The sequence below is a fragment of the Prevotella lacticifex genome (assembly GCF_019973375.1).
GTDB lineage: Bacteria > Bacteroidota > Bacteroidia > Bacteroidales > Bacteroidaceae > Prevotella > Prevotella lacticifex.
In genome coordinates, this window is record NZ_BPTV01000001.1 from 95327 (window position 1) to 120529 (window position 25203).

General features: G+C 50.1%; 19 protein-coding genes. 10 read left to right on the forward strand and 9 right to left on the reverse strand.

Annotated features, from left to right (window positions below; translation table 11 throughout):
* Nucleotides 1–14: 14 nt before the first annotated feature.
* The 4 genes from LDN30_RS00385 to dgt form a co-directional block, all read right to left on the reverse strand.
* Complete coding sequence (locus LDN30_RS00385; RefSeq protein WP_223926636.1) at nucleotides 15–413, reverse strand: HIT family protein; 399 nt, start codon at nucleotides 411–413, stop codon at nucleotides 15–17.
* 35 nt (nucleotides 414–448) lie between these two features.
* The gene (gene greA, locus LDN30_RS00390) at nucleotides 449–919 is read right to left on the reverse strand and encodes a transcription elongation factor GreA (RefSeq protein ID WP_223926637.1); all 471 of its coding nucleotides are present in this window, start codon (nucleotides 917–919) and stop codon (nucleotides 449–451) included.
* A gap of 414 nt (nucleotides 920–1333) precedes the next feature.
* On the reverse strand, nucleotides 1334–2293 hold the full coding sequence (locus LDN30_RS00395) for a YqiA/YcfP family alpha/beta fold hydrolase (protein ID WP_223926970.1): 960 nt from the start codon (nucleotides 2291–2293) through the stop codon (nucleotides 1334–1336).
* A 56-nt stretch (nucleotides 2294–2349) separates the two neighbouring features.
* Nucleotides 2350–3687, reverse strand: coding sequence for a dGTP triphosphohydrolase (dgt, locus tag LDN30_RS00400; protein WP_223926638.1), 1338 nt, complete (start codon nucleotides 3685–3687; stop codon nucleotides 2350–2352).
* A gap of 216 nt (nucleotides 3688–3903) precedes the next feature.
* On the opposite strand from dgt, the gene dut reads away from it, so the two are divergent.
* The 7 genes from dut to LDN30_RS00435 all read left to right on the forward strand — a co-directional run bounded on the left by dut (nucleotide 3904) and on the right by LDN30_RS00435 (nucleotide 12178).
* Entirely contained in the window at nucleotides 3904–4341 is a 438-nt protein-coding gene (gene dut / locus LDN30_RS00405) for a dUTP diphosphatase (RefSeq protein ID WP_223926639.1), read from the forward strand.
* Between the two features lie 15 nt (nucleotides 4342–4356).
* Nucleotides 4357–6084: a tetratricopeptide repeat protein gene (locus LDN30_RS00410; protein WP_223926640.1), complete on the forward strand. Its 1728-nt coding sequence runs from the start codon at nucleotides 4357–4359 to the stop codon at nucleotides 6082–6084.
* Nucleotides 6081–7079: a lipoprotein insertase outer membrane protein LolB1 gene (gene lolB1, locus LDN30_RS00415; RefSeq protein ID WP_306421491.1), complete on the forward strand. Its 999-nt coding sequence runs from the start codon at nucleotides 6081–6083 to the stop codon at nucleotides 7077–7079. Before LDN30_RS00410 ends, lolB1 begins: the two co-directional genes overlap by 4 nt.
* Nucleotides 7080–7085: 6 nt before the next feature.
* Nucleotides 7086–8963, forward strand: a complete 1878-nt coding sequence (locus LDN30_RS00420; protein WP_223926641.1) for a murein hydrolase activator EnvC family protein — start codon at nucleotides 7086–7088, stop codon at nucleotides 8961–8963.
* Nucleotides 8964–9089: 126 nt separating this feature from the next.
* Complete coding sequence (locus tag LDN30_RS00425) at nucleotides 9090–9530, forward strand: hotdog family protein (RefSeq protein WP_223928409.1); 441 nt, start codon at nucleotides 9090–9092, stop codon at nucleotides 9528–9530.
* The gene (locus LDN30_RS00430) at nucleotides 9527–9898 is read left to right on the forward strand and encodes an ApeI family dehydratase (RefSeq protein WP_223926643.1); all 372 of its coding nucleotides are present in this window, start codon (nucleotides 9527–9529) and stop codon (nucleotides 9896–9898) included. The genes LDN30_RS00425 and LDN30_RS00430 overlap by 4 nt, the downstream gene beginning before the upstream one ends.
* Nucleotides 9899–10273: 375 nt before the next feature.
* Entirely contained in the window at nucleotides 10274–12178 is a 1905-nt protein-coding gene (locus LDN30_RS00435; RefSeq protein ID WP_223925324.1) for an IS1634 family transposase, read from the forward strand.
* A 90-nt stretch (nucleotides 12179–12268) separates the two neighbouring features.
* On the opposite strand, the gene LDN30_RS00440 is transcribed toward LDN30_RS00435, so the two are convergent.
* On the reverse strand, nucleotides 12269–13291 hold the full coding sequence (locus LDN30_RS00440) for a patatin-like phospholipase family protein (RefSeq protein WP_223928410.1): 1023 nt from the start codon (nucleotides 13289–13291) through the stop codon (nucleotides 12269–12271).
* A gap of 236 nt (nucleotides 13292–13527) precedes the next feature.
* Nucleotides 13528–14619: a mannose-1-phosphate guanylyltransferase gene (locus LDN30_RS00445; RefSeq protein ID WP_223926645.1), complete on the reverse strand. Its 1092-nt coding sequence runs from the start codon at nucleotides 14617–14619 to the stop codon at nucleotides 13528–13530.
* 830 nt (nucleotides 14620–15449) lie between these two features.
* Between LDN30_RS00445 and LDN30_RS00450 the strand changes: the two genes are divergently transcribed.
* The 3 genes from LDN30_RS00450 to LDN30_RS00460 all read left to right on the forward strand — a co-directional run bounded on the left by LDN30_RS00450 (nucleotide 15450) and on the right by LDN30_RS00460 (nucleotide 19221).
* Nucleotides 15450–17267 carry a hypothetical protein gene (locus tag LDN30_RS00450; protein ID WP_223928411.1) on the forward strand — a complete coding sequence of 606 codons (1818 nt, stop codon included), beginning with the start codon at nucleotides 15450–15452 and terminating at the stop codon, nucleotides 17265–17267.
* Between the two features lie 116 nt (nucleotides 17268–17383).
* On the forward strand, nucleotides 17384–17575 hold the full coding sequence (locus LDN30_RS00455; protein WP_223926647.1) for a hypothetical protein: 192 nt from the start codon (nucleotides 17384–17386) through the stop codon (nucleotides 17573–17575).
* 839 nt (nucleotides 17576–18414) lie between these two features.
* Nucleotides 18415–19221, forward strand: coding sequence for a hypothetical protein (locus LDN30_RS00460; protein WP_223926648.1), 807 nt, complete (start codon nucleotides 18415–18417; stop codon nucleotides 19219–19221).
* A 1091-nt stretch (nucleotides 19222–20312) separates the two neighbouring features.
* Here LDN30_RS00460 and LDN30_RS00465 read toward each other — a convergent pair.
* The 3 genes from LDN30_RS00465 to LDN30_RS00475 form a co-directional block, all read right to left on the reverse strand.
* A complete protein-coding gene (locus LDN30_RS00465) occupies nucleotides 20313–21920 on the reverse strand; it encodes an alpha-amylase family glycosyl hydrolase (RefSeq protein WP_223926649.1) in 1608 nt (535 codons plus the stop codon).
* 66 nt (nucleotides 21921–21986) lie between these two features.
* Entirely contained in the window at nucleotides 21987–23579 is a 1593-nt protein-coding gene (locus LDN30_RS00470; protein ID WP_223928412.1) for a SusE domain-containing protein, read from the reverse strand.
* A gap of 13 nt (nucleotides 23580–23592) precedes the next feature.
* Entirely contained in the window at nucleotides 23593–25203 is a 1611-nt protein-coding gene (locus LDN30_RS00475) for a RagB/SusD family nutrient uptake outer membrane protein (RefSeq protein ID WP_223926651.1), read from the reverse strand.

Genomic DNA, 25203 nt, shown 5'->3' on the forward strand with positions numbered 1-25203 from the left:
TGGACTGACTGTAGTTAAAGTTTCTGAAACTCAGCGTAGATGCGGGCGGCAATGTCACGCTGCTCGTCGTCGGTGAGCTTCACATGATGGTGGAAGTCGACATCGGCCTCACTGTTGATGGGCAACAGATGGATGTGGGCGTGGTTGACCTCGAGACCGAGGACGACCTCGGCAACCTTACGGCAGGGAAAGGCAGCCTTGATGGCGCGGGCCACTTTCTTGGCAAAAACCTCGAAGGCGGCAAGGTCGGCGTCGGACATATCGAAGATGTAGTCGACCTCCTTGCGGGGAATGACCAGCGTGTGGGCCTTCACCACGGGATTGATGTCGAGGAAAGCATAGAAGTTCTCGTCCTCGGCACACTTGAAGCTGGGAATCTCGCCAGCTGCAATCTTACTGAACAATGTTGCCATAATGAATTATTTTTTCGTGTGAAACGTGATGCCTGTTAAGCCTCGATAGCGATGCCGTCGATGTGTACGCGGAGCTTGCCGCGTGGAATGCTGATCTCGACGTCGTCACCAACCTTCTTGTTGAGCAGCCCCTGGGCAATAGGAGTCTTAATAGAAATCTTGCCCTGCTTGAGGTTTGCCTCGCTCTCGCTGACGATAGTGTACTTCATCTGCCGGTGCGTGGTGAGGTTGGTCATCGTCACCGTCGACATGAGCTGGACGGTGTCGGTGCTCAAACGCGACACGTCAACAATCTTTGCCTGCGAAATAGTCATCTTCAGGTCGTTGATCTTGGCCTCAAGATGAGCCTGGGCCTCCTTGGCCGCATCATATTCTGAATTCTCACTTAAATCACCCTTGTCGGCTGCCTCGGCGATTGCTGCCGATGCCTTAGGGCGCTCAACAGACTCCAGTCTCTTGAGCTCTGCCACGAGTTTGTCGTAGCCCTCTTGCGACATGTATGCCATAATGCTATAATACTTAAATTATTAATATAGGTTTTCGATAGTAGCAAAAAAATAAAGAATTCCAACATCACGTGAATGCCGGAATCCTATATCTTTAAATTTGCCACTTTTCTGTTCTGTGAGTTGCAAAGGTAGGCATTATTTTGCAAACGGCCAAATTTTAACAGCGAAACTTGCAATACGCATAACCTTTATTTCTTTTTCTTAGCAGTGGCGGAAAGGTTTTAACAAAAGGCAACAATAATTGATTTATATCAAAAAATTGATGTTTGCGCACACATTCTTTCAATTTCGCTTGTTTTCTTTATAAAGATGTGTTATCTTTGCAGTGTGTTTTTCATAGTATTAGATTTAAGGTTAACAAAGGTTGGACTACGGCGGTAGTCCTTTTTTTATGTCATGAGAAACTCAGCCCTACTGTCCGCCCAAGCGGTCGAAGAAGGTTATTATCTCTTCCCAAGTCTTAAACTCGTCGGAACCAAACTCGATACCGGTGCCAAGGCCCTCGGCCGAATGGTGGCGCGAGATGAGGTAGTCGGCATAGAGGAACTGCGGGTTGTTGGTGAAGACGATGTGGTTCCACGCCGGTGCGCTGATATACTCTTCAATCCACTCCTGGACGTGGGGCACGAAGGCATGATCGTTGGTGGGAGCCGGAGCGACAAAGTAGACAGCGTAGTTCTCGAGGAGGAACTCGTAGGCCTTATGCAGGCTGGAGAGCGGTTTGCCATAGTCGTCGGCAAGACAGTCGCTGTGGATAAAGACCACGGGGCGCGTGCGGTCGGACTGACGGTCGTCGATCCAGCGGATGACGGGCATGAGATAATGGAATACAATCTTGTCGTTAAGGCGGTGCTCGCCATGGAAGCGGATGGCCTGCGGATAGTGCTCGCGGAACATATCGAAGGTGTGGACGACGGGGTCGGCATCGCCGAAGAGACCGTAGACGCGGCTCTGCTCGGCGGCATCGACATGGCTGAAGCAGTGGGTGGTAATCTCCTCATACTCCTTCTGCAGGGCTTTCGTGACGATTACGTCCTGCACCCCGTCCTGGCGCGGGTTCTGATAGGTTTGCTTGCCGAGCATATTGTTCTTCAGAATGGTCGTCCCCATCTCAAAGGCGGGGTTGACACAGATGCGGTCGTAACCATAGAGCATCTCGGTATACATGCCGCCCATGGACGTGCCGATGATGAGGTCGGGGTGCTCGCTGTCGGCGAGACTGTGCAGGAGGTCCATAGCCTCAGCAGGATGAATGGGTAGGTCGGGGGCGATGACGGTAGCCTCGGGTAGGATGTCGCGGAGGATCTGGGCGGTATGGGTACTGCCGGCCGACATAAATCCGTGGACATACATGATTTTCTTGCCCTCCATAAGATGGAGTGTATGTGTTATTTTAGCTTGTTCCACTGTTGTTTTTAATTTATTTTTTATACTATTGGCAATGATATGCCATTGATTTTCTGGTATATGTCGAGGGCGTACACATCGGTCATGCCACTGATATAGTCGGCCACGGCCATAATGCGGGTCTCGAGGTTGTCGCTGTGGATATCATACTGGCTGCTGACGCGGCGGATGAGCTGCTTGGAGTGGAAGGTCTCGGGGTGGACGGCAGCACCGACGAAAGCGTCCATGAGGGTCTCCATAATCTTGTAACCGCTGAGCTCAACGTCGGTGACGGTCTTCGACTGGTATATTTTCCTCACCGACACCTCGGAACAGTGGCGGTAGGCGGCACGCGATTTTTCGGGCAGATGACTGACAAGCGACCCCTCGAAGGTGCCGTTGAGGATTGCCTCCTCGTTGTCGACAAAGGTACGGACGCAGGCCTGCTCCAGATGACCGACGGCACAAGCCCTCATGTAGACGATTTTCTCATTTTCGTCGTCGACACCCTCGTCCTTGATGCGCTGGAAGATGCGGGCCCGGGCAGCATCGTCGAAATAGCCGAGGAGCAGGTCGACGGTCTCGTCGAACGACAGGAGCTTGAGCTTGTGGGCATCCTCGATGTCCATAATCTCGTAACAGATGTCGTCGGCGGCCTCAGTGAGGTAGACGAGAGGATGGCGGACGTAGCGAAGGGTGTCGGCGGAGGGGTCGAGACAGATCATGCCGAGGTCGTCGGCGACACGGCGGAAATACTCCTGCTCGTCGCGGAAGAAGCCGAACTTGCCGTGGCGCGAGGCACAAAGGGAGGAGAACGGGTACTTGACTATGGAGGCAAGGGTGGAATAGGTCATAACGAAACCGCCGGGACGACGGCCGCGGAAACGGTGGGTGAGAAGGCGGAAAGCATTGGCGTTGCCCTCGAAATGGGTGATGTCCGACCACAGGCGCGGCGACACGGAGCCCTGGAGACTGCGACCGTTGCCCTCGGTAAAGAAGGTCTGGATGGCCTTCTCGCCACTATGGCCGAAGGGAGGGTTGCCCATGTCGTGGGCCAGACCGGCAGTCTGGACGATGGTGCCAATCTCCTCGAAGAGCGTTCCGCGCAGTTCGGGATGGCGTTTCGTAAGCTCACGGGCAACATCATCGCCGAGCGACTTGCCCAACGACGACACCTCAAGGGAGTGGGTGAGGCGGTTATGGACGAAGATGGAACCCGGAAGAGGGAACACCTGAGTCTTATTCTGAAGACGGCGGAAAGCGGCCGAGTAGACAAGGCGGTCGCTGTCGCGCTTGAACTCGGAACGGTCGTCGTGGCGCTGAGGATGACGGTCCTCCTGACCTAAACGCTTATTGGAGATGAGTCGTAGCCAATCCATTATTCTGTACTATTCTTAATTTACTGCCGCAAAAGTAATTAAAATTGGCTAAATAACAATCCCCGTAAGATGAAAAAAACAAAATCGCTTTGATATTCCACGCTTTTACATTAAATTTGCAGTTCAAACATATCATGCGGATAGCCACAACGACAAAAGGATGACATAGAGTCCGCGGCGAGGGGCTATCCCACCATGACTCTCATGACTAAGACAATGATACAGATAAAGGTTGTAAACATTGGGCGGCAGCAGCTGCCCGCCTATGCCACACCACAGAGTGCGGGCATGGATCTGCGTGCGAATATCGACGAACCGGTGGTGCTGCACCCCATGGAACGGCGGCTCATACCCACGGGACTGAAGATTGAGCTGCCCGCAGGCTACGAGGCGCAGGTGAGACCACGCAGCGGACTGGCTCTGAAACACGGCATCACGGTGCTCAATACGCCGGGAACAATCGATGCCGACTACCGTGGAGAAGTGATGGTGCTGCTCATAAACCTCTCGAACGACGACTTCACGGTGAACGACGGGGAGCGGATAGCTCAGATGGTTATCGCACGCCATGAGCAGGGCGAGTTCGTCGTCGTCGACAAGCTCGATGAGACCGAGAGAGGCGAAGGCGGATACGGACACACAGGAACGAAATAGAACACTTCGGAAAAAATGAAGATAAACAAACTCTACATAAGGATTCTCACCGTCATGACGCTGCTGTCGGCAACGGCGTTGGAAGCGGAGGCCGACGGGCGGAAGCTGTCGTACAACGACAACAGGCGCTTCGACTATTTCTTCTTGGAGGCTGTCAACCAGCAGGCGGCAGGAAATATGTCGGCGGCTTTCGACCTCTTCACCCATGCCCTGGAGATAAAGCCCGACGCACCGGAGGTTTACTTCAACCTCGCCGGATATTATGTGACACTTAGGAACGACTCTCTGTCGAAGGCAAACTTTGAGAAAGCCGCTGAGCTCGCACCGAAAAACACTACGTATATCGAACATCTGGGACAGTTCTACATCAACGCCAAAGACTACAAGAATGCCATAAAGGCATACGAGAAACTCTATGCCCTGCAGCACGACAACCCGAACGTCATCACCATCCTGCTGCAACTCTATGGTACTCAGAACGATTACAGCCGCATGATCGACATGCTCGACCGGCTGGAGACGGTGCAGGGAAGCAGTGACCGCATATCGATGACGAAGCTGCAAGTGTATGAGCAGCAGGGGAAAAAGAAGGAGCAGGAGGACCTACTGAAAGGGATGGTGGCCAAATATCCCAACGACCCGAGCTACGTGGTGATGTTCTGTAACTGGCTGATAAACAACGGCAGAACCAAGGAGGCCGGCAAACGGCTGCAGCAGGTGCTGAAGGAGAACCCGACGGATGTGGGGGCACGGCTGACAATGCTCGACTTCTACTCGGCAACGGGAAAGAAAGAGAAAGAGAAGGATCTCGCCGAACAGCTCATGACGGAAAAGGATGTACCCTCAAAGACCAAACTCGCCCTGCTCCGGCAGACCATCATCGACTACGACAAGACCGACAGCACGGCGGTGGAGAGGCTCTTCGACAAGATTCTTGCCACTCCGCAGAAAGACGGCGACATGTATATGATGAAAGCGGCGTATATGGCTCTCCACAAGCAACCTACCGAGGCCATCGACACGGTGTACCAGCAGGCACTGAAGGTAGAACCCGACAATTCGAGGGCCCGTCTGCTGCTGCTTCAGGATATATGGCCGACGAAGAACTACGACAGGGTTATCGAGGTGGCACATCCGGGACAGGAATACAACCCCGACGACATGGCGTTCTACTACTTTGAGGGTCTGGCTCACTATATGAAAAAAGACAACGACAAGACCTTGGAGACTTTCAAAAAGGCCGTGGAACAGATAAACAAGGACAGCGACCCCGACATCGTCACCGACCTGTACTCGGTGATGGGAGATATCTATCACGCCAAAGGTCAGGACAGCCTCGCTTTTCAGTCGTACGAGAAGAGTCTGCAATGGAAACCCGACAATGTGGGTGCTCTGAACAACTACGCTTACTATCTCAGCGAGAAGAACGAGGACCTCGAGAAGGCCGAACAGATGAGCCGGAAGACCATCGACGCACAGCCGAAAAACAGCACTTTCCTCGACACCTACGCATGGATACTGTTCCAGCAGGGGAAATATGCCGACGCAAAGACGTATATCGACCAGGCAATAGAGAACGACTCGACACTCGGAGATGTCGTCCTGGAACATGCAGGAGACATCTATTACATGAGCGGAGAGAAGGAGAAAGCTCTTGATTACTGGACGAAAGCAGCCGAAAGAGGTGAAGGCAGCGGTCTCCTCAGCAAGAAAATTAAACTGAAAATGATTGTAACGAAATGAAGAAATATAAGACATCATACATCAGCGAAGGACTTAGAGCAGGACGCTCCGGCCGAAACGAGAGTGCGGCAAGCATCCCGACGATGGCAAGAAGTCTCCGTCTGATGGCAAGAACGGGTATGGCGGCAGTGATGACGGCGGCAACAATAACCCTTGCGGCCTGTGGTTCGCAGAAGGCAGCGGTATCGTCGGCCAAGCCCGTGGCGAAGACGGTGCAGACCAATAAGGCCGACGAGAAGGCAAGAATCGACTTCCTCGACAAGGTAAACAGCAACGCGTCGTATCAGAAAAATATCGCCGCAGCAATAACGTTCCGGCTGACACAGGGCAACGGAAAGGAGATTTCGGTGCCCGGACAGCTCCGGATGAGGAAGGACGAGGTCATAAGACTGTCGCTGCAAGTGCCTATTTTGGGCACTGAGGTGGGACGGATAGAATTCGCAAAGGACTACGTCCTCTTCGTCGACAGGATGCACAAGGAATACGTAAAGGCCAAATACAGCGATGTGGGATTCCTCCGCGACAACGGAATAAACTTCTATTCGCTTCAAGCTCTGTTCTGGAACAGACTGCTGTTGCCGGGAAAGTCGCAGGTGAACTACACCGACCTCGACAGATTTTCGGCCGACATCAACGGCACTAACGCCACAATACCGGTCGTCCTCAAGGACGGAAAGATGACCTACACATGGACAGCCAACAGGGCCAATGGGGTCATCAGCCGCACTAAAGTGGAATATAAGAGTGCGGCGCAGGGTACGTCGGCACTGACGTGGGACTACTCCAACTTCACTAATTTCGGCTCAAAGATGTTCCCTTACGGCAATACGATGACGATAACGACACCGGCTAAAGGGAAGGCTAAGGAACTGAAGGCTTCGTACACGATAAACAATATCACGACAGCCAACGACTGGGAGACAACTACAACACTTTCAAATAAGTACAGACAAGTATCTGTGGAAGAGATACTTGGCAAACTATCGAACATTTAAACATTGATGAAAAGGCTATTACTCTTTCTCTTTTTAATATCATTCTCACTGACGCCGTTCGCCCAACACAAGAAAACGGCTAAGAAAACCGCGCCATCGGCCGTGCAGCAGAAGTCGGCAAAACACGCCGCAACGGGTAAGGCAGCCGCCGGAAAGGCTCAGACCACTCAGGGACGGAAGGCTCAGCGCACTCAGACCGCAGCCCAAAAGCAGGGCAAAGGAGGACAAACGGCTGACAGGAACCGCCAAAGCGCAAGGCGGAACACAGCAAGACAGCCTCAGCGTGGGGCCAAGCAACGCGGCAACGGCGGTCAGAGGCAGGCTGCCGGGCGCCGTCAGCAGGCACGAAACCAGCACCGCGAGCCCACCTACACTAAGACTCAGCAGATTAAGGGTCTTGAGAAAGAGAAGCAGAACATACAGCGCGACATCAACAGCAAGCAGAAGGAATACGACGACAAGGAGGCCGACGTAAAGCAAAGGCTGGCAAAAATCGAGTCGCTGAGTGCCGATATCGACAAGCGGCAGCGCAGTATCGACACCATCCAGACCAGCATCAAGGGCATCGACACTAACATCGGTGTGCTGAAAGGCCAGATTTCGACCCTCGAGGCCGACCTCGGCGAGCGCCGCCAGAAGTTCATCGAGTCGATGAGATATATGGCCCGTCACCGCAGCATCCAGGATAAGATAATGTTTATCTTCTCGGCCAAGAGTCTGACGCAGATGTACCGCCGTCTTCGTTTCGTCCGCGAATATGCTCTGTATCAGCGCACTCAGGGTGAGCTGCTGAAGCAACAGCAGGAGCTTGTGGAGAATAAGCACAAGGACTTGGAGAAAGTCCGCGGCACGAAACGCACCCTGCTCAGCAAGAACCAGATGGCTCACGCACAGATGGAGCAGGCGAAAGTGGAGCAGCAGGGGGTCGTGGCATCGCTGAAGCAGGACCAGGAGGTACTACAGAATGTCATCGACCAGAAACGGCAGAAGCAGGCCTCACTCGACGCACAGATTGACCGTCTCATATCAATCGAGATAGAGAAGGCCCGTCAGAGGGCTATCGCCGAGGAGCGGGCGCGCTCAGCAGCATTGGCAGCGGCACGCAAGGCCAAGGCTGCGGAGATGGCCCAGAAACGTGCTGCGGCCCAGCGTGCAGCCCAGGAGAATGCCCGTCGCGTTGCCGAGGCACGTGCCCGTGAGGCTCAGGCCAAGGAGGCGGCACGCCAGGCGGCTATCGCTGCTGAGAAAGCACGGCGCCAGGCGGAGGCCGAGAAGCAGCAGGCAGCGGCACGCCAGAGGGCTGAGGAGGCCGCAAGAGCAGCGGCAGCACGAGAGCAACAAGCCCAGCAGGCTGCCCGTGAGGCTGAGGCACAACGAAAAGCGGCTGAACGGAAGGCTGCCGTCGAGAAGAAACGGGCTGAGAATGCGGCCCGCGAGGACAACTCCAACGATGCCGCCGCAAGTGCGATGAGCACCGCCGACAGGGCTCTGACAGGCAGTTTCGCAAGCAACAGAGGCCGTCTGCCGATGCCTATGAGCGGAAGGATAGTGAACCACTACGGCCAGTACAGCGTCGAAGGCCTCGGCAACGTGCAGCTCAGCAACAGCGGAATAAACATCAAGGCCGGCGGAGGAGCCGGTGTACGCTCGGTATTCCGCGGTGAGGTCAGCGCCGTTTTCAGTTTCGGTGGAGCCTCGGTGGTGATGGTGCGACATGGTGCTTACATCTCCGTCTACGCCAACCTCGGACACGTAAACGTACATAAGGGACAGCAGGTCAACACCGGTCAGACCATCGGAAACGTTGCCGGCGACGGCGTCCTCCAGTTCCAGCTGCGTAAGGAGACGGCAAAACTGAACCCGGAGGTATGGCTCCGGCACTGATGAGAGAATCCTTCGGGGCCGCCGCATAAAGCAAACAGAAAAGACGGATAATGGCCCCGAGACTATAAACAGCCCCGGACCACTATATAATAATGTGGGCCGGGGAAGCAGAAAGACATTAACATAATGGAAAATATAAACTTAGAGTCGATCGACATCCACACTCTCCTACCCCAGCAGGAGCCGTTTGTCATGGTCGGACGACTGACTCACTACGACGACGAGAACGTTGAGACAACCACAACGATAGCACCCGACAATATCTTCGTCGACAATGGGGAGTTCAGTTCAGCAGGGATGATTGAGAATATCGCCCAGACCTGTGCCGCAAGGATAGGCTTCATAAACAAGTATATCCTCAAGAAAGGCGTCCAGATTGGCGTCATCGGCAACGTGAGAAAGTTGAAAATCAACGGTCATCCTAAGGCCGGCAGCACGATAACGACGCACGTTCAGATTATTGAGGAGCTGATGGGAGTCACCCTCGCAGTGGCTACGGTGTCGTGCAACGGTACGCTGATGGCTCAATCGCAGATAAAATTGGCAGTGAAGGAGGACGAGAAATGATTCTACAGAACCAGTTATACACTATCTCAGACCATAAGACAGAGGGCGGCAAGGACATCTTTACCGTGGCTCTCAATCCGGAGTGCTTCATCTACAAGGCCCATTTTCCGGGCAATCCCATCACACCGGGAGTGTGCATCGTCCAGACCTGCGCTGAGCTGTTGGGCGAAATAACGGGGAAAAAGATGGAAATAATCGCGGCAAAGGACATAAAATTTCTCAATGTTTTGTCGCCATTGACGACCGCCACCGTCGATTTCGCATTCAGCGCGGTAGCCTCCGACGGCGACAATACGACCGCAAAAATTTCCGTTACCGACGGCAATGAGGTCTTCGCCACAGTCGCTTTCACCTGCTCAGCACACTGACAACGACATCACGAAGCCGATTTTAAGCCCTGATACCCACGACCGGAGAGCATATCTTCAACCGCAAATGAACATATATTCAACGACCCACGAACATATCTTCAACGACCCACGAAGGTATCTTCAATGGCTCACGAACATATCTTCAACGGATTACGAAGGTATCTTCAGCGGCACAAGGACATAATTTTAGCGGCTTAAAGCTCTGATATCAGCAACATAAGAATATGATATTCAAGGCTTTAACCCAAGTTTGACGCTCTAATGTTTTTTTTCAGAATTTTTTCCAGTGTTTATAGGGGTTTGCGTGGTCAAACTGCTCAAAATCGCAATGTAGAACACAGCAATGTCGTAGGGATTGCTTATCTTTGCGGCATGAATTTTACGTCCCAAATACGTTACAACCCACAGACGTGTAAAGACGAGAAGTATTACCGTCTGAAGGAGTCCTATCGCGATGCCAGCGGTAGGGTATGTACTTTGATATTGCTCAATGTCGGGTTTATACATGACCTATCCCCAGAGCAGATAAGAGATGTTGCGCGTGGACTGACGTATCTGTACAATCACCAGAAGGATGTCCAACTTTGGGATGAGAAACTGCAAGGTTACTCGGAAGTGGTTCGTGACAGAGTGCATGCGTACTGGGCCAGACTTGTCGAGGAGGAAAAACTTGATATTGTGGGCAACGCCTACGAGAGAAGCAAGTCCAAGGCCAGGAAACGGATAGATGTTGACACTATGAGGCATACAGACGCAAGGGAAGTCGGCTGCGAATGGCTATGCCTGCAAACGATTCGTAAACTTGGTCTGGATACATTTCTCCGTTCTTTGGGATGGTCTGAGGACAAGGTGAAGGTCACTTTGGCCCATCTTATTACGAGGGCGGCCTATACTCCGTCCGAATTAAAGTCAATATCCATTATAAAAGAGAACTCTGCAGTGTGCGAACTCCTTGACCTTCCTATGGCCAAAATAACTCCAAGGAGGATATATCGAGTTGCCGATGACCTTTATTCCATAAAGGATAAGCTTGAGAAGTATCTTTGCCACAAGACCGATGACCTCTTCAAACCGACCAACCGCATTATGCTCTTCGATCTCACCAACTTTTATTTTGAGGGACGCAAGACCGGCAGCAAGAAGGCTGCCTTTGGCCGTTCAAAGGAGAAACGCAGCGACTGCAAGCTGCTTGTCCTCGCGCTATGCATCAATACTGACGGCTTCATACGTTACAGTGCGGTACTGGAAGGCAATACCGCCGATCCAAAGTCACTTCCCAACATGGTGGACGAGCTTATTGCTGAGAATCCGGCCAAATGTCCCGATAACGAGGGAGTGCTTGTAGTCATTGACGCAGGTATCTCAACTGAAGATAACCTCAAGACTATAAGGGACAAAGGATACAACTATCTTTGTGTATCCCGCAAAGCTCTTACCGAATACACCACCCCCGAGAATGCTCCCAAAGTCACAGTTTGCGATTGCTTGAAGCGCGAGATAACGCTTCAACGCGTAACAACGGCCAAGAATGACGACTGTTACCTCAAAATAGACTCTCCTGCAAAAGCGTTGAAGGAAGAATCCATGAACCGCAAATTCCGTGAGCGTTTTGAGGAAGGGTTGAAAAAAATCAGAAAGAGTACCCAATCAAAACACGGGATAAAAAACTACGGCAAGGTACAAAACAGGATCGGTGCCCTGCAAGGAAAATATCCCTCTATAAGCCGATATTACAATATAAAAGTTGAGGATGACGGACACGACAAAGTCGCTTCTATGACATGGGAGGTCAACATCCCGGACAAGGTGGAATACGGAACATACTTCCTCAGAACCAATGTGAAGAAATTAGATGAGGAAACGACCTGGAACTACTATAATCTTATACGTGAAATAGAATGCTCCAACCGGCAGCTCAAAACCGACCTCAGCCTCAGGCCCATATACCACCAGACTGACAATAGGGCAGACGCACACCTTTTCTTAGGGCTGCTGGCTTACTGGATAGTAAACACCGTGCGCCATCAGATGAAGGTTGCCCGGCGAAAGCAAGGCAAGGATGAGCATGGGCGGGAGCGTTCGACACCGTACTGGTCGGAGATCATGCGGATCATGAAGACTCAAAAAGCAGTTACTACCACAGCAGTAAATGCGCTTGGAGAGGCTGTCGAGACCAGACTGTGCAGTGTGCCTACAGATAGTGCAGCTGAAATCTACGAGTTGTTGAAAATCAGTAAAGTGCCATTTAAAAAAATAAAAATCTGTAGAACACAGTAGGACTTTTTAAAAACACTAAATTGCTGATACAGAACAACTAAGCAAAATACGATGTCAAAGTTGGGTTAAGTCGCCATAGATAGGGAGAGGTTACTTCATGAGGCCTTTCCCTATTTTTGTTTTCAGCTTTTTGGCTATTTTCACGAGGTCGTGGTAATGCTTTTCCATTGCTTTGTCGCCGAGGTCGATCATCGTTTGTATGGCCTTATTGCTAAAGCTCATGACATCGTACTTGCCCAAATCGGGATTGACATAGACGTCGGCACTGCGCCGCATCTCATTATATTTCGCTATGTCGGGGCGGTTTTTCAGCCACGACACCACACCGCTGGAGCCCTTGATGAAACTCAGCGGCGACTTGTAATCGTCGTGCTTATTCTGCTGAAGGTCAATGGCAATGACGATATCGGCACCCATTTTCCGTGCCACATCGACCGGAAGATTATTCATTGCGCCACCGTCGATGAGGACATTCTCACCTATCCTCATCGGCTTGAAGACCCCCGGAATGGCCATACTCGCCCTCATGCAACTATCGAGGCACACACTGTCGGGGTTGAGGACGACCTCCCGGAAGTCACCGTGGGCCACATCGACAGCCACACAGCGGAAGGGTATGCGCATTACACCGGCCTCACGGCGTGCCACAGGACTCATGCGGACCATAGAATCGAGAAGTGCCATGACCTTCGCACCCTTGAAAATGCCGGGCAGAGTGTCGGCCACAACAGTGTGACGGCGATGTACCGGGAACCCAAGGATGTAGCTCACGCCGAGACTGTCGCGGCTGAAGAACTTGCGGCTACGGGCCTCGTCGCGGTCGGTGAGCAACGATACCCACTCCTGCGAGTTGAACATCTGCTCAATGTCATCGGCACGATAGCCCATCGAATAGAGGCCACCGACGATGCTCCCTATACTCGTTCCCACGATATAGTCGATAGGAACGCCCGACTTCTCAATCACTTTCAGGGCTCCACACTCTGCCGCACCCTTCGCTCCGCCGCCGCCAAGGACCAGCGCCACCTTAGGACGCTCATGGGCAAAGGCGGAGAGCGAGAACACTCCGAGAAGGAAAACCACTAAAAACGATTTCAGTTTACTAATGTTCATTTTCTTATCTTTATTCAGTATCCGCTATTTCCGAGGCCGTTACCGAGCCGTTCCGGCGACAATCTCCGTCTTTTTCCATCCCATGAATGATTCCGACAAAAGGCTTTTTCGGCCAATCACAATCGCATTTCAACTCCACATGAAATGGAAAACGCTCAAGAGAAGTCCTATTTTATGGTCAAAGCCGGACGTGGGGTCTTCCGTCTATCCTCCTAAGTCACTGTCTCTCAGCGTATCTATACGTATTTCTCACCCAGCTTGAGCTGTATTTCGTTGACATATTTCCGTATCAGCGACGACGAATCGCCCTTCTTGCAGATGAAGAGGACGTTGTCTTTCTCAGCGACGATATATCCGTCGAGGCCGTTGATAACGCCGATGCGGCCCTTCGGCAGCTTCACGATGTTGTTATGCGAATCATCGAAATAAGCCTGAGTATCGACACACACGTTATCGCCGTCGACCTTTCGCGTGGCCTCGTAGATGCCGTGCCACGTGCCGAGGTCGGCCCATCCGAAGTCGCACTTCATCACATACACGTTATCGCTCTTCTCCAGGACGCCGTAGTCGAGGCTCACATTAGGGAACGACGGGAAGTATTGCTCCACGAATTCGTTCTCCTCCGCTATCGTCCAATCGGGGCGCGCGAGGTCGAGATTCGGCAGCACCGACGGCAGGAACGATGCCAGACATTTCCTGAGATATTTGACATTAGCCAGGAAGAGGCCCGTATTCCAGTACCATTCACCGCTGTCGACGAACATCTTCGCAAACTCGCGGTCGGGTTTCTCGGTGAAAGCCTTTACCTTATATATATCATCCTCACCCGAATGGTCGCCGAGCTGGATATAGCCATAGCCCGGTTCGGGCCGCGTGGGTTTCACGCCCATCGTCAGCAGACGGTCGTGCTTAGCCACGAAGTCGAGTCCCTCAAGGATATTCTCCTTGAAGACGTCCTCCTTGAATACAGCCTGATCACTCGGTGTGACGATAAGATTCGCCTTCGGGTTGATATGCTGAATACGGTGACTGGCCCACGCCACGCTCGGTGCCGTATTGCGGTGAACGGGCTCAGCCATAATATGATTGCCGTCGACATCGGGCAACTGCTCCACAACATAGTGCAGATACTGCTGCGTGGTGTTGATGAAGATATTCTCCTTAGGAATTATCTTTGCAAAACGCTCGTAGGTCTGTTGCAGCTGTGTGCGTCCGACACCGAAGAAATCGATGAACTGCTTCGGCTCATTCTCGCGGCTGCTCGGCCATAGGCGCATACCTTTGCCACCGGCGAGAATAACACAGTAGTTGTTGTTTTCAATAGCCATATTGTTTAGATTCCAAGATTAAACTCACTGAATTAAATATTTACACCCACAAAGTTATGCAATAACGGCTAACTGACCAAATATTTTTATCTTTTTATCCCTTTCTTTTTATTATTTAATCCAACCTATCTGCACCTCTACCAACGTAACTTCCCGATTACCAACGCCCTCCATCGCTGTCGCCCCGCGCTTCCGCCACAGCCTCAGGTCAGCCACCGTCATGAACACCGAACTTTACAGTCCAGCCCTTCAACAATTGTATACCAAAAGCAACGGAGCCATGGAATTGTCAAAGGCAAGAGCGATATGTAATGTTAAGAAAACATAATTAATTCACTGATATTATCTATTTTACATATTATATTACTAAAGTTTCCCACTTGTTCAAAATGCCCATAAACAAGGGGTTTCTGAAAAGTTCAAATAGCAGGATGCCCATAAACAAAGTAGTTTAACAAGTGCTTAATAAATGTGAAAGGGCAAATGACCTTAAAAGGAGAAGTCCGATAATGCAATATTCTACTGCTCATAAAAAGTTTTTTGAAAAGTTAAAGATGCGCATACCCTTTGGGAAAGCCTTTTTATAAAGGGGTTCTCCAAGTGGGAAACTTTAGTTATATTATTAGTTTTGCAAAAAATAACTGCTAAAACAAGTAAATTACTAAGAACTTTCAATCAGGTGCCACGAATAAAAGGCATCTGTAACCTGCACCTTCCGGCTGAAACATTAGGCTCATTGTCGGATGGAAAGGAACAAAACAGCAAAACCAACCAAAGGCCAATAATCCAGAACCAGCTAATAACTAATAAATAACTAATTTTAAACTAAAATGAAAAGAAGTCTACATTTACTAATCACGATGCTTCTGATGTGTATCATCGGGGTAATGACGGGACACGCCCAATCTACCTACACGGTGTCGTTCAACAACAACAGTATCACCCAGTCGACAGAAGGATGGTTCGACCTTGGTAGTAAACACAGCCTAAACGCCAAGTACACGGGTACTTATGACGGTGTCACTTACACTACAGGACTGAAGATGGAGAGTGCCACAACCGTCAAATTCACTACCACAGCCAACGCCACCATTACCATTGTCCAGTCGACATCGGCTAATGGTACTAATACATTTAAATTTGACGGCACAGAAGTTCCACAGTCAGAAGGTACTGCCGACGCAGACAACACTGTCATTGTCTACACGAAGTCAATTGCCGATGGCGAACATTCAATAACGAGAAACAAGAAAGAGATAGGCATACTCTTCATCAAGGTCGTCCAGGAGGCCTCCACACAGCCTACCCTCACCTTGAACCCGGCCACCATAAATCTCAACGCATACCCATTCAATCCTACGGTCAGCACCACATTCATGCTCTCGGGCGAGAACCTCACAGCCGGCGACTACAATCTGAATGTCCCTACTGTCGACGGCCTCACCGTCAGTCCGACGGCCTTCACCGTAGGTACCGACGGCAAGTGTAACCAGCAGTTCACCATCACTTATGAGCCTACAAAGGACACCGAGGCTGCCACAGCCACGATTTCCGCAACTGTAGGTACTGTGACCGACGCCGTGACCGTCAATTATTCAGCTCTCGTCACAGCCACGGAACAGCGTACGGTAGCGGCTGCCACCACATGGGATTTCTCCAAGACCGGGCTCACATCGTTCGATAAAGTCAGCGATCCGGTGCTCTACGCAAATATCGGAGCAAAAACATCCGACGACTTCGCTGCCGACGCTATGACCTATGTCGGTTCTTTCCCCGTCTCGGACGGTGGAACGGCATGCCGCGTCAACACAAAGGATGTTCTGGCATTCAAGACATCAACGGCAGGAACGATAACCGTCACCTTCTGCAACACCGGCGGTAACGGCGACAGATACCTCACGGTCAATGGCACGAAGACAAGCTATTCGGAGGCAACAGGAAAGGCTGACGTGACTACCGATCCGATAAGCGTAGAGGCCGGTGACGTTACGATAGGTGGCGACAACTCGATAAAAATCAAGAAGATTGTCTTCGAGTCAGCTGTCAGCGAGCTTTCTATCGTCGTCAAGGATGGTTTCAGCAACTACGCAACATTCTACAGTACAAAGGGTTACACTCTTCCTGAGGGTCTCACTGCCTACACAATCAGTGGCATCGACGACAACAATAAGGTTGTCTATGGCAATACCTACAATGCCGGTGATGCTGTTCCCGCCAAGACAGCCGTCCTCGTCAAGGCCACCGCTGCCGGCACCTACACCGCAAGCGTTAACGCCGACGCTGCCGAGTTCAGCGGCACAAACCTCCTCAACGGTTCCGAGACCAGCACTGCCGTCAACGAGGCAGGCTATATGTACTACGTCCTCACCAACGACGCCAACAATGCCAACACCGGTTTCTACTGGCAGAAGGGCACCGACGGCACCAGCGTTACGACCGTTGCTGGCCGCGCTTACCTTAAGGTCACCAAGGCTCAGGCTGCCAAGGGCTTCTCGTTCCCCGATGAGACGACAGGCATCAGTGCCGTCAGCACATCGGCTAACAGCCTGAACGACAGCGCAGAAATGTACAACCTCGCCGGTCAGCGCGTGACAAAGGCCTACAAGGGCGTCGTCATCCAGAACGGCAAGAAGTTCATCAACAAGTAAACCGCAACCACCGTCCGCCATCCAATGCATCACCACGGCATCCATCGAAGGCGAGAGCAGAGCGGTGGCGGGCAAGCGAACAATAGAAAATAAACATACAAAAAGGAATAAAGAAAATGAAGAAGACGTATACAGCACCAGCCATCAAGGTGCGCAAGATTGAGACAGAGAGCATTTTAGCTGCCAGTGACCCGACAGTACACGACGAAACAGGAAGTGGCGAGGGTACAGCCAAGAGCAATGCCTTCGGCAATGAGGACTACAATAATCTGAATGTGAACGTGTGGGGCGAGAGCGACGAGAACTAATCTCCCCGTCGGCCGGACATTCCCGGTTCATGAATAACAACGGAGAAGGCGCGAGCCCTCTCCGTTTTTTATTGCCATATAATATAGGGTTAGGGCCGTCAGCGAACAACGGGGATATAACGAGTCGTTTGGAGAGGTAAGGCATGCGGCACAGTGCGGTTGCAGGGCTTATTGAAAACCGTTTAATTTTCGTCTGGAAACTACGGACAAGCTGCACAGTGCGGCTGCAGGGGCGGCCCTCGTGGCCGTCCGCTCGGTCGACAGACCGAATCTCTGCATTTCATATTATGAGGACGGCCACAATATATTTACCCGTTGTCCTTGGGCACCAACCACCAAATATTATGTGCAAACCGTTGATACTAAGACTCTTGCAGAACTCTGCCACTGTAGGTGTGAGATTTATCCCCATCCTACCAGCTGCGGGGGAATTCACAGTGATTCTCGTCCGCAGCTGCGAGGGCTGGGATAAACCCAGCCCCTACGGAGGATAGGTGCAGTACATTGGTTATCGATGCGTTGTCTACATTCCTTTACGAGGAAGGATAGATTATGAAATTGATGCAGCTAAGAGCGCTTGCCGGTCACGGCTATCCGGGTCACGGGAAAACGGCTGTGTGCGTAGACAGGCGGCACGGCGGCAGTGTCATTGCGGAAAAATCAAAATAATTGACTGATTGACTGAAAAAACAGCGGAATATATTTGGAGAAAAGGAAGAAAAAGAATACATTTGCAGTCAAATACAACATCCCAAATGTACCAAGCGGGTGCTGGCCGCCAACACTTGTTTACCAACGGAAAAAGAGAATCTATAAAAACAACTAAAACTCACACATCTATGAAAATTTTAAGAACACTGCTGCCCCTCGTAGCACTACTCTTCTGTTCGACGGTACAGGCCCAGAAAGTTGAGGACTTCGGGGTATTCAAGCACATGGGAGCCGGAGTCAGCGTAGGCACAGAGGGTATCGGCATCAACGTTGCCACACCAGTAACCAATTATCTCGAGCTCGGTCTCGGCGTCAACTTCATGCCGGGAGTGAAAATTAAGGGCGACGTCGATGTCAACGACATCAAATACACCTATACCGATGCAGCCACGGGACTCTCCGTCCCGGTAACAATCCCTATGAGCGAGGTCAACATTCAGGCAAAGTTAGCACGTACGGTATTCGATTTCAAGGCCAATGTCTATCCTTTCGGGACGAAAAACGACCTCTTTGTGGCTGCGGGATTCTCCTTCGGCGGCAAGAAGATTGCCAAAATCTCCGGTCACAGTGAGGACGTAAAGAACTTCATGGCCAGAACCGACGTGCCCGAGGCTGCCAAGGATCAGGTATATGCTGAGATCGACAAGTATCAGGTTGACTTCGACCGTAACGGTGATGTGAAGGGCGACATCCGTGTCAACGCCTTCCGTCCCTATCTCGGTCTCGGTTACGGCCGTCTCGTTCCCAAGCACCGTCTGGGTTTCCGCGTAGAACTCGGCTGTCAGTTCATGGGTAAGATGAAGATCTACCAGAACGACAAGGAGGTGAATATCAACGAGCTCGACAAGGACAAAGACGATGACGTATCGAAGTTTGTCGACAAGTTCAAGGTCTATCCCGTCCTGAAGTTCACCCTCGCCGGGAGACTGTTTTAAATGGAGCCGAGAGCCATTACAACCGGAGCTGCTGTCCATTTAACCCGGATTCGTGGGCCATTATGGCCAGATCCTTGCACCGCTTTAGTCGTTCACAAATCACCGAGAAAGCTATCATGCAGTCCATCGTAGCGATTAACGGACGACATCAGCGCGCCTCGCAGTTGCGAAAGCCGCCCATCGTGGCGCAAACCATCACAATAGATAAAACCCTTTTAATCTCATAAAGAACTCACTAAGGGCCACTGCTACTCATAAGAGTAATGCAGTGGCCCTGATTTTTTTTCCGATGCTGGAATCACGGGATAAACATCGTGCAGCCAAGCAGATGCAGAGTGCAAGGCATCCTATTGTAGTAAGACAATTGCACGGCCCGTTGTTCTTCCTCAATTACCCATCGTGAATGTCCGATAGGTCTACTGTGTGAATACCCAAATCTGTTTTCACCTTCCCAGCTAATCCATCGTGAATGACCGGTAGGTCCTCACGACTGTGCTACAAATTACCCTCCGTCGCAACATCCTTTCCCGCCTTCGACTCTGAATTTATTTTACACCATTCCCATACATGCCATTTGGCGTTGCAAAACAGACCGTTTCATCGTGCAAAACGGACCGTTTCGCGTTCCCAAATGGACCGTTTTGCAACGCCATTTGGACCGTTTCGGAAAGGTACTGATAATCAACGGGTTACCCAGCTGAATTCAAAACGGAAACGGAACGAAATATCTTTACATAATATAATGGCGTTTTTGCGTCTGACAAGCGTTGATGCAGACAAACGGGCGTGCGGCACAGGACGGTTGGAGGGGCGGTCGTAGTGGCCTCCCGATTGCCAATCCCACGTAGGGGTGGGGTTTATCCCCACCCTACCGACAGCGGACGAGGAGCAAAAGATACATCGGAGCTGATAAGGATGGGAGTTACCCCCACCCTACCAATAGCTGACGAGGAGCAAAAGATATATCGGAGCTGATAGGGATGGGAGTTATCCCCACCCTACCGACAGCGTACGAGATGCAAAAAAAGCAAATTATTTGAGATAATTTCTCAAATAATTTGCTTGTAAACTGATTCAAGCAGATCCGATACCTACAATTCGTTTTCCTTTACCCAAATAGAGAAGCCCCTTGGCTGCACAATAAATGTTACACGTCCATCTTTAGAAACTTTTACTTTATTCGTTGGTGAAAATGCATCAACCAGTTGCGTATCGGACAAATCTTTAAAACCTTGAGAATTAACTGAGAGGTTAATGCTTAAAGTGTCTGTATCATTGTTGTTTAAAACGATAATAGCTCCACTTGTAGATCTTGTGCCTTGCCGTCGGGCAACATAAACGTTTTTTGTAACTTTCTCTGGTGATGGATTCCCTGTTTCTGTAAGAACTACGGTCTTACCGCCAATATACTTTTTCCTTATTTCAATGAGCTTTGAGATCGTGTCTTTAAGACTTGTTGGGGCTTCAACTATTTGCTGATGGTCATTAACGTCATATTGTTTAACAGTAAAATAATGTGGATAGAAAATGCAAGGCGTTCCTTCATGAGTCAGGATATAAGCATAAGCCATTGCATAATCTTTAGTTATCCACTTATCATGCTCTTTGCCTGTATCGTGGTTATCGACGAAAGTGACAACATTGTCTGGTGGCAAGGCGTAACCTTCGTTATTACGAATCATACCTGCGTGATTAAGACGTGATATATCAAAGTCGTTGCCACTATTATTGCACATTTCTGTTAGTGTAAATTTCAAAGGAAAATCAAACGCATGTACATTTGCGTTGCCTTTTGCTACGCTGTCAACCCATTCTTTAATGTATTTAGCCGACCCCCAGTATTCGCCAACAACAAATGGCTGTTTACCATTTAATAGCGGTAGACCGCGAATCCATCTGCTGACGAATTCAGGTTGAAGTCCACGAACAAAATCCATTCTGAATCCGTCAAATCCAATTTCGTTTCTTAGCCATTTGCCCCAGTTACATAGTCTGGTCTGTACTTCCACGCTATATGTGTCCAAATCGTTTCCAAAGAATTTTGTCCTTGGACGCAGCACATCGTCGGTAAAATCAGTCAGAGAATCATTTTCTGACGAAGGGTGAAAATTCCAATATCTCCATTCATAATTTGGTTCACCTGCACCATTATGCTTTGGGAAATAAAGATGAGTCTTTGTGTAAGCAACAGAGTCTATCCAACGAATATCTTCTTCCGGATAAGCTTCTTTTCTTCCAGATTTTACATAATCAGTAACAACAGGATTCTTTTCAAAGTTTTCATCGCCACCATATAGATGATTGAGTACTACATCAGAATATACATTGATATTATTTCTGTGCATTTCGGCAATCATTTCTTCCAATTCCTTTCGGCTGCCATATCTTGTCTCTATGGTACCTTTCTGAAAGTAGTTGCCTAAATCAAAATGGTCATAAATTCCATATCCGCTGTCAACTATGCCCCAATTTCCTTTTGCAGGGACCGGAGTCCATACGCTTGTTATACCTACATCCTTTAATTCAGGCGCGATCTCTCTCAAATGATCCCACCATGACCCGTTCTTGTTTGCCTCGTCAACAGGCACATCCCAATAGAATGCCTGCATCATGACATTGGATATATTGTTTTGTGCTAATATTAAACAAGGAAAGAAAAGAAACAGTAGACAAAAAAAATAACGAATGCTTTTCTTCATAAAAACTATAAAACAAATTGCTTCTGGGGTAGCTGTTTTATACCCCAGAAGCAAAATATAGAAATTTTATGCAGGAGTGATTGTTGCCTTGTTGTTATTGGCATCAAGGGTAATCTTGTATGTGCCTGCACTTACGTGAATGTTCGGTCCGTCTTGAGTGAGGGCGTTGAGGTCACCACCAAGGTTGATAGTCCATGATGCATCCCAACGGAACTTGAGGTCGCCGTCATTGACAGTGGCTGTAATCGACCAAGTCTGAGTGGCGGGATCATAAGTCATAAGCTGTCCCTTATCCCAACCGTCAGGCAGAGCATCACCGATGATTTCCCATCCGGTCTTTGCTACCGATGCAACCATCTTCTTGGTATCAGCAGTAATCTTGTAGTAACCGGCATTCGGAATAACGATATTCGCGCCATCACCAATGACGAAATCACCCTTCGACTGATCATCGTTCCATGTTATGTCGCCAACGATTCCAATCCATGTGCCACCGTCATAGAACTTGAACTCTGTACCAGCATCGAAGTAACCTGAGCCTGTGTACTTGAAGTCGCGAGCCTCTGATGTTACCTTGTATGCCGACTCTGCCTCCGGCGACCAGCCCTGGTAACTGCCAGGAAGGGTCATGAACGCACTACTCAGTTCGATAGTTGTCTCTTCGAGCGAGTATGTGTATTTGCCAGCATTCGTGAGATTCAGAGTTACGATGTATGCACTCTCATTTGCTACAGGAATATCAGAGCCACTCGGTGCAAGACCAAATTCTGTTGCTCCGTCGCCACCATAGTTGATAGTCCAGTCATTGTTTGCACGGAACTTGAAATGATTTGGGGTCAGGGATGTTATGACAGTCCACAAACGTGTATTCTCGTCATACTCCATTTGTGTGTCGGTACTCCAACCACCGGATGTGGCGTCGCCAATAATGCCCCATGTGTTGCATGGAACAGACTGTGAAACTGAGCCGTCAGGATTGAGTGTTACTTCGACAAACCCCTTGCCTTCATCTGTAACGGTCTGGTTGCTAGCAAGCACCTTGCTTACATCCTTACCATCAAGTATTGCGTATGAGGTTGCATTGTCAAACTGTACGTATCCCTGGTAAACGCCATCGCCATCAGGGTCGCCGATGAGATAAGCCTTTGTGAAGTCCCAGTCAGGATAGCCAACTGCGACATAGGCATAAGGCCAATCGATATTGTCAGTATTCGGGTCATAGGCAGTAGCTTTGAAGCTGACGGTATTTGACGCGCTGTCCTGCGCATTGTCAAAAGCCTTTGACTTCAGCGATACAGTGTAATCGTTGCTCTGACCAGGATAGGCACCGATCTTAGCAAGGATGCTGTTCATCTCCGAGTTGGTAAAAGTAAGCTTATTATCGCCGGTCTCGCCAATGACGGTACTCTCCTGATTGCTGTTATTGGTCAGCGTTACTTCATAGTTGACTACTGCTCCGGCGCCGTAATTCGCCTTTTCCCATGAAATCTCAGGGAAGTTCTCTGATCTGTTGTCCTTTGTTATTACAACATCCGACGGAGAAACTGGATTCAGCGTGGCAGTATGCCGCAGTTGCAAAACAGGGTCGGTGATGTCGTCAGAGCACGACACCATTGCAAGGACTGTTGCGGCAAGGAATATATATTTTTTTAGTTTCATAATACTTTGCTTTTTAGTAACCTTCATTTTGTGTCAAATTCTCATTAGAGCCAATATCGTCAGAAGGCAATGGGAAAACTGAGTAATAGCTTGCTACACCCTTACCCTCGGCGACTCCGCCCTTCCATGGCCATACATAGTCATCGCCGGTGTACTTGCCGAAACGGACAAGGTCAGTACGGCGCTGTGCCTCGAAGAACATCTCACGTCCACGCTCGTCAAGCATGAAGTCAAGATTGAAATCGCTGTCTGAGATAGGTGCTGCAAGTTTGTCGGTATATGCACGCTTGCGCAGGTCATTGATATAGCCGATGGCTTCGGATCTTGTTGCACCCTGGCCGCCACGGAGTACGGCTTCGGCAAGATTCAGATAGACCTCGCCAAGACGGAACAATGGGAAGTCGGTGTAAGCCTCGGTTGATGCAGGCTTGCTGCCGTCCTTGTTTACATTGTAGAACTTTGTTACAGGAATACCATTATTCTTGAAATCAGACTCGCTGGTAATTTCATAATTGGTTGTAGCATCGGTGCGCAACATCTGACGACGGCTGTCCTTGTCATATTCGTTTTCCTTTGTAAAGAGCTTGAAGAGTGACGACTTGGCGCGTACACCCTGCCATCCACCTTTTGCATTGGTTTCTTCTTGGAAATCGGCAGAGCCCCAGCAAAGCAGTGCTGTCATTCCTCCCCATGTCATGGTTTCCTCGCCTTCATAGCGGCATGGGAAAATCATCTCCAGAGAGTGGTCGTTGTCGGCCTTGAACATATCGCCATAGTTCTCTTCAAGTTTGTATCCGGCATTGATAACCTTTTTTGAGTAGGTTATGCAGTCGGTATAGCGGTTCTCACCAACATAGGTTTCTGCATTCAGGTACAGGCGAGATAGGGCTGCCCACAGCGCTGCCTTGTTGGCATGTCCGTAATCGTCATTCCATCCCGGTACAGGGTCGAGAAGGTCAGGCTCGGCCGCAAGCATCTCGCTTTCAATATACTTAAACAAGTCTTCCTTCATGATCTGCTTAGGGCGTGCACTTCCTACTGTGCTTGTCTCATCGACGAAAGGAACGTTGCGATACAGGTCAAGAGCGTACTCATACATCAGTGCTCTCATGAAGCGGGCTTCGGCACGATACTGCTTGACCTTTGCAATGACGTCATCGCTGCATCCACGTGAAGCCAGCTTGTCGTCGGTAGTCTCACGAAGGAAAGCATTCGAAAGCATAATCTGATAGAACAGACGATAATAAGAGCCTTTTATCCAAGGAGAAGATGCGCTCCATGAAATATGGTTGAAGTCTGGGATGCCCGGGTCGTTCCAGCAGCAATGAGCATCATCGGAAGCAAGTTCCTGCATGTTCCACAGTACACGAATGAAAGAAGCCTGTGATCCTCCATCAATGCCTACAACATCCTGCTCGGCATCACCGCCCTGGTTACCGCCGATAACAAGTCCGGCATATATCTTGGCCAGACTCTCCGTGTAAGAATCTATTTTGCTGCCGAAGACAACATCCGATACGAGGTCGTCCTTATCGATAGGCACAGTGTTGAGGTCGTCGGTGCATGACGAGAAGGTCATTATGCCGACAACAGCTATGATGGAAATAAATTTTATTCTTTTCAT

Excerpts from the sequence above, each read along its gene's own strand:
- LDN30_RS00460 (WP_223926648.1), top strand. The coding sequence starts at position 18,415 with ATGAAAATTTTAAGAACACTGCTGCCCCTCGTAGCACTACTCTTCTGT.
- dut (WP_223926639.1), top strand. The coding sequence starts at position 3,904 with ATGATACAGATAAAGGTTGTAAACATTGGGCGGCAGCAGCTGCCCGCC.
- LDN30_RS00470 (WP_223928412.1), bottom strand. The coding sequence starts at position 23,579 with ATGAAACTAAAAAAATATATATTCCTTGCCGCAACAGTCCTTGCAATG.
- LDN30_RS00455 (WP_223926647.1), top strand. The coding sequence starts at position 17,384 with ATGAAGAAGACGTATACAGCACCAGCCATCAAGGTGCGCAAGATTGAG.
- LDN30_RS00430 (WP_223926643.1), top strand. The coding sequence starts at position 9,527 with ATGATTCTACAGAACCAGTTATACACTATCTCAGACCATAAGACAGAG.
- greA (WP_223926637.1), bottom strand. The coding sequence starts at position 919 with ATGGCATACATGTCGCAAGAGGGCTACGACAAACTCGTGGCAGAGCTC.
- LDN30_RS00410 (WP_223926640.1), top strand. The coding sequence starts at position 4,357 with ATGAAGATAAACAAACTCTACATAAGGATTCTCACCGTCATGACGCTG.
- LDN30_RS00425 (WP_223928409.1), top strand. The coding sequence starts at position 9,090 with ATGGAAAATATAAACTTAGAGTCGATCGACATCCACACTCTCCTACCC.
- dgt (WP_223926638.1), bottom strand. The coding sequence starts at position 3,687 with ATGGATTGGCTACGACTCATCTCCAATAAGCGTTTAGGTCAGGAGGAC.
- LDN30_RS00465 (WP_223926649.1), bottom strand. The coding sequence starts at position 21,920 with ATGAAGAAAAGCATTCGTTATTTTTTTTGTCTACTGTTTCTTTTCTTT.
- LDN30_RS00440 (WP_223928410.1), bottom strand. The coding sequence starts at position 13,291 with ATGAACATTAGTAAACTGAAATCGTTTTTAGTGGTTTTCCTTCTCGGA.
- LDN30_RS00395 (WP_223926970.1), bottom strand. The coding sequence starts at position 2,293 with ATGGAGGGCAAGAAAATCATGTATGTCCACGGATTTATGTCGGCCGGC.
- LDN30_RS00450 (WP_223928411.1), top strand. The coding sequence starts at position 15,450 with ATGAAAAGAAGTCTACATTTACTAATCACGATGCTTCTGATGTGTATC.
- LDN30_RS00385 (WP_223926636.1), bottom strand. The coding sequence starts at position 413 with ATGGCAACATTGTTCAGTAAGATTGCAGCTGGCGAGATTCCCAGCTTC.
- LDN30_RS00435 (WP_223925324.1), top strand. The coding sequence starts at position 10,274 with ATGAATTTTACGTCCCAAATACGTTACAACCCACAGACGTGTAAAGAC.
- LDN30_RS00445 (WP_223926645.1), bottom strand. The coding sequence starts at position 14,619 with ATGGCTATTGAAAACAACAACTACTGTGTTATTCTCGCCGGTGGCAAA.
- lolB1 (WP_306421491.1), top strand. The coding sequence starts at position 6,081 with ATGAAGAAATATAAGACATCATACATCAGCGAAGGACTTAGAGCAGGA.
- LDN30_RS00420 (WP_223926641.1), top strand. The coding sequence starts at position 7,086 with ATGAAAAGGCTATTACTCTTTCTCTTTTTAATATCATTCTCACTGACG.
- LDN30_RS00475 (WP_223926651.1), bottom strand. The coding sequence starts at position 25,203 with ATGAAAAGAATAAAATTTATTTCCATCATAGCTGTTGTCGGCATAATG.